This window comes from Mycobacterium sp. (assembly GCF_052144515.1).
Lineage (GTDB): Bacteria > Actinomycetota > Actinomycetes > Mycobacteriales > Mycobacteriaceae > Mycobacterium.
The window spans coordinates 1-4,408 of sequence record NZ_JBKQQD010000251.1 but is presented as its reverse complement, the minus strand read 5'-3'; the positions used below and the strand labels follow the sequence as shown (position 1 = coordinate 4,408).

General features: G+C 64.8%; 5 protein-coding genes and 1 pseudogene. 2 read left to right on the top strand and 4 right to left on the bottom strand.

Annotated features, from left to right (window positions below):
* The 3 genes from ACLP9N_RS17070 to ACLP9N_RS17060 all read right to left on the bottom strand — a co-directional run.
* The coding region (locus ACLP9N_RS17070) for a hypothetical protein (RefSeq protein WP_442408528.1) at window positions 1-231 on the bottom strand (231 nt) is incomplete at its 3' end.
* 225 nt (window positions 232-456) lie between these two features.
* Window positions 457-768 (bottom strand): hypothetical protein, encoded by a 312-nt coding sequence (locus ACLP9N_RS17065; RefSeq protein ID WP_442408527.1) that lies wholly within the window; start codon window positions 766-768, stop codon window positions 457-459.
* 413 nt (window positions 769-1,181) lie between these two features.
* Window positions 1,182-2,519, bottom strand: coding sequence for a phosphoribosyltransferase family protein (locus ACLP9N_RS17060; protein ID WP_442408529.1), 1,338 nt, complete (start codon window positions 2,517-2,519; stop codon window positions 1,182-1,184).
* Window positions 2,520-2,784: 265 nt separating this feature from the next.
* Here ACLP9N_RS17060 and ACLP9N_RS17055 point away from each other — a divergent pair, with 265 nt between their 5' ends.
* Entirely contained in the window at window positions 2,785-3,951 is a 1,167-nt protein-coding gene (locus tag ACLP9N_RS17055; protein WP_442408526.1) for a CapA family protein, read from the top strand.
* Window positions 3,952-3,985: 34 nt separating this feature from the next.
* Here the strand turns inward: ACLP9N_RS17055 and ACLP9N_RS17050 are convergent.
* A pseudogene (locus ACLP9N_RS17050) lies at window positions 3,986-4,120 on the bottom strand (pyridoxamine 5'-phosphate oxidase family protein); the annotation flags it as partial.
* Between ACLP9N_RS17050 and ACLP9N_RS17045 the strand changes: the two are divergent.
* Window positions 4,063-4,386: a hypothetical protein gene (locus tag ACLP9N_RS17045; protein ID WP_442386976.1), complete on the top strand. Its 324-nt coding sequence runs from the start codon at window positions 4,063-4,065 to the stop codon at window positions 4,384-4,386. The pseudogene ACLP9N_RS17050 and the gene ACLP9N_RS17045 overlap by 58 nt on opposite strands.
* Window positions 4,387-4,408 lie beyond the last annotated feature (22 nt).

The window sequence follows — 4,408 nt, the reverse complement described above, 5'->3', positions numbered from 1 at the left end:
GAACCAGTTACCGTCAAGCTGCCAGTGGAACGTGCGCACGGCGCCAGCGGGCTGCGCGACATGGTCGAATGGCGCCGCAGCGGTCATGTTCTTGGCCGCCCACTGCCGCGCCATTTCCAGCAGCGTGTGCGGTTCGTCACGTTCGAGGCTCTCGAGCTGGGCGATCTGCGCAGCTGTGAGCTGGTCTGCCACGTCGCGCCAGGTTTGGGCGGTGTCGTCGGGTGTGGTCATGGTGTGCAGTCTGTGCGGCCGGGCCGCTGTTGGCGATAGTCGAAGGTCACGTCTTGGGTCTATTGGGGCGCCCTTCCCCACAGCGCCATGGGTCGCTGCGGGTAGACCGTGACTGATTGGTTTTCCGGCGTTTTGGTGTGTCTTTCTGTCGCAGAAGGCAAAGCCGCCCGGATAGGGCGCGGAGTCGGGCCCCGGTTGTCGGATTCACGCCGACGCACCAGCCCGTCAGCCAATCTCGACGCGAAGCCCTCCATGCCGCTGCTCCAACTCGCTGCTCACACCAGTGAAGAGATCATGCGCGTCAACCTTGACGCCGTGGAGCTCGACCGTCAGCGCGCCCGGCTTTTTATCAACGATGATGCTGCCGGCCGGATGCAACGCGTGCTCGTTTCGGGTTCCCGAGCCACCGGCCCCGGCCTCTGCCACCAACTCATATTCGTGATCATCCCTGAGCCTGTCCGCCACGGCTGTGATGATTTCGCTTTCGAGCTCCTGGACGTCAACTGTCTCTGGCACGGTCGCCGTCAGGCTGGTCACCTGCACCACGCTACTAGCCCGCAGGATTGCGTGATCCAGACCGACGCCGTCGTTAGCGCATCTCCGACGACACCCCCAGGCGTGCGCCCCTGGACGAGACAAAGCGACGGCGATATTGCTGAAAGACGGCTCACTCACGATGGAAGACGCGGAGAATGATGGCCGAGATAATGAGGCAAGGGAAGGGAGAAGCAATGGCCGCCGACCCACAGTGCGCCCGCTGCAAACAGCCCATCAGACCGGGATGGCTCTACCTGATTGCACATCGCCGCGGCCAAGCTGCGACAACCGAAGACGACGCAATACTTATCCATGTGCCCGACGAATGCCCACGGCCCGGGGAGCACGCCCCGCGAAGCTAGCCGAATGGGGTGCCCTGATATCTCCTCTCCCCCATGGCTTTTCATGCAGCACTACGGGTGTGCGGGCGTAGCCACCCGGCTCAAGTGGTCGATGAACCAGTCGCGGGCCAGCACCGCGACCTGCTCGAGCGTGCCGGGCTCTTCGAAAAGATGGGTGGCGCCGGGAACGACGCTAAGCTCGCACTCACCGGGCATCATGGCCTGGGCCCGTCGATTCAGCCCCAGTACCACGTCATCACGACCGCCCACGATCAACAGTGTGGGCGCGACGACTTTGGTCAGCGACGCACCGGCCAGATCTGGCCGCCCGCCGCGGGACACCACCGCCCCCACCCTCACACGGGGGTCGGCGGCCGCGACCAAGGCCGCGCCCGCCCCGGTGCTGGCACCGAAGTAGCCGACCGGCAGCGCCGCGGTGTCGGGCTGGCTGGCCAACCAGCCGGTGACGTCCACCAGCCGTCGCGCCAACAGGTCGATGTCGAACACATTGGCGCGGTCGCGTTCCTCGTCCGGGGTGAGCAGGTCAAACAGCAGCGTGGCAAGGCCCGCCGCGTTCAAGACCTCAGCGACGTAGCGGTTGCGGGGGCTGTGGCGGGTGCTTCCACTACCGTGAGCAAACACCACCACGCCGACCGGCTGCTCCGGGATCTTCAAATGTCCGGCCACCGACACCCGACCGGCGCTCACCCGGACTTCCTCGTCGCGTATTGGCGGGTCATCAGACGTGGTGGTGGCCGCAGGCTCGCGAAAGCCCTCGCGGGCGCGATCGAGCAGCGCGATCACCTCGTCGTCGGAGGTCTGGGTGAAGTTGCAGTATCCTTGACCGACGGCAAAGAAGAACTCGGGCATGTGTAAGCAAACCACCTCGTCGGCGTACCCAGAAAATCTCGCGACGATATCGCGTCCGCTGATCGGAACTGCCAGCACCACCTTGCTTGCGCCCTGGGCGCGGGCCACCTGGCAGGCGGCCTTGGCCGTCGCGCCGGTCGCGACGCCGTCGTCGACGATCACCGCGGTCCGCCCCGCCACCGGGATCCGGTCATGCCCGCGGCGGAACCGTTCCGAGCGACGCGCCAGCTCGGCCCGCTGCTTCGCCTCGACGGCTTCCATCTCATCCTCGGACAGGTCGGCTTCGCGCACCACGGAGTCGTTGATCACCCGCACCCCGCCCTCACCGATGGCGCCGAAAGCCAGTTCGGGTTGAAACGGCACCCCCAGCTTGCGCACCACCAGCACATCGAGCGGCGCCCGCAGTGCCTTGGCGACCTCGAAGGCCACCGGCACCCCACCGCGCGGCAGGCCCAGCACAACAAAGTCCTTGCCGCGCAATGATTCCAGGCGCTCGGCCAGGTGTCGTCCGGCATCGACACGATCGTCGAACAGCCTCATACCGCCGCGCAACGAAGCCAGCCGCCCGGCCAACGGACGCCCGCTATTACCACTACCGTCGGATTCATTCATCCCCCGAGTGTGGCGCGACCGATCGCCGCGCCGAAGGGCCGTAGGGCCACTCCCGTGGGGACCAACGCCTCCTGACCTGCGATCGCTGACCATCTAGCGTCGGCGCAATAGCAACGGATCGACCGTCGCAAGACGGCCCTTCGGATTTGCAGCATGGCACGTGTGATCGATTTGTAAGTGGCGGTGGTCGGGCATGGTTGGTGATTCAGATGTGGTTACGCTGCTGCTGGGTGGTGACGTGATGCTCGGGCGTGGCGTCGATCAGATCCTGCCCCATCCCGGCGAACCAGAGTTACGTGAACCGTATCTGCATGATGCGCGGGGATACGTCCGCCTCGCCGAACACGCGAACGGGCCGATTCCGCGCCCGGTGGATTGGCAGTGGCCCTGGGGCGAGGTGCTGGCCCTCCTCGACGAGGCGGCCCCCGATGTTCGGCTGATCAACCTGGAGACAACGATCACCGCCGACGGTGAATTCGCCGAGCACAAAGCAGTTTGTTATCGGATGCACCCGGATAACCTGCCAGCCCTGACGGCGTTACGGCCCGACGTGTGTGCCTTGGCTAACAACCACATTCTCGATTTCGGCTATCAGGGGCTGACCGACACCGTCGCAGCCCTCGACCGGGCGGGGATCCAGGGCGTAGGGGCGGGAGCCGACTTGCCCACCGCACGCCGCCCGGCGGTGGTCAGCGCTCACGGTGAACACCGGGTGCTCGTCGGCTCGGTGGCGATGAAATCGGCCGGCGTTCCCGAATCCTGGGCCGCACACCGCGACCGGTCCGGGGTGTGGCTGATCCGGGATCCGTCGCAGCGGGACGCTGCCGACGTGGTGGCCGCAGGCGTGCTGGCGCACAAACACGACGGTGATGTCGCCATCGTCTCGGTGCATTGGGGATCCAATTGGGGCTATGCGATAGCGCCAAGCGAAATCGCGTTCGCGCACCGGCTGATCGACGCTGGCGTCGACATCGTGCACGGACACTCCTCACACCATCCCAGACCGATCGAGATATACCGCGGCAAACCGATCCTGTACGGCTGCGGCGATGTCATCGACGACTACGAAGGCATCGGCGGGCACGAATCATTCCGCGCCGACCTCAGACTGCTGTATCTGACCCGCACCGATCCCACCAGCGGCGAACTGGTCTCGCTGCAGATGATTCCGCTGCGCGTGCGGCGGATGCAACTCGAGCGGGCCTCCCAGACCGACGCCGAATGGCTCCGCACGACCATCGAGCACACCAGCCGCCGGTTCGCGACTCGTGTCGCGGCGCGACCCGACGATCTACTCGAGGTCATGTCCCTGCGCAGCAACACCCATCCCCGGAGGACTCGAGCAGGTGCCGGCAGTTGAGGATCACCGACGCCGCACCGTCGACATCTGGGCGTTCAGCAGTCCTGAACAGCACGGTGGGGCGCTGGACGACGAAGTTAACGGGAAAGATTTCGGGGCGCGAGCCCACGCATGTCACCAATCGGCCCACCGCCACACTGGCAGCAACCAGATCAGCCAACTCCTGCAAATAGCCTCAACGATCCCGATCTGACGACGGGGGATACTCCCATTATGAAAATGTGGATACAAATTAAAGGCCACGACGAGGATGACGAATGTTCGGAGGCCGCCACCTATGAAATACTCACGGGCGGTGTGCTAAAGGTCACCAGCGGCAATGACATTCACCTCTACAGTCCGGCGCACTGGCAAGAGGTCATGATTGATACCCGCCCCGCGGTTCAGCGTGACAAACAAGCCCAACAACTGGACGAAGATCTCAAATGGCAATAATCATCGCTTTCGCCCTAGTCGG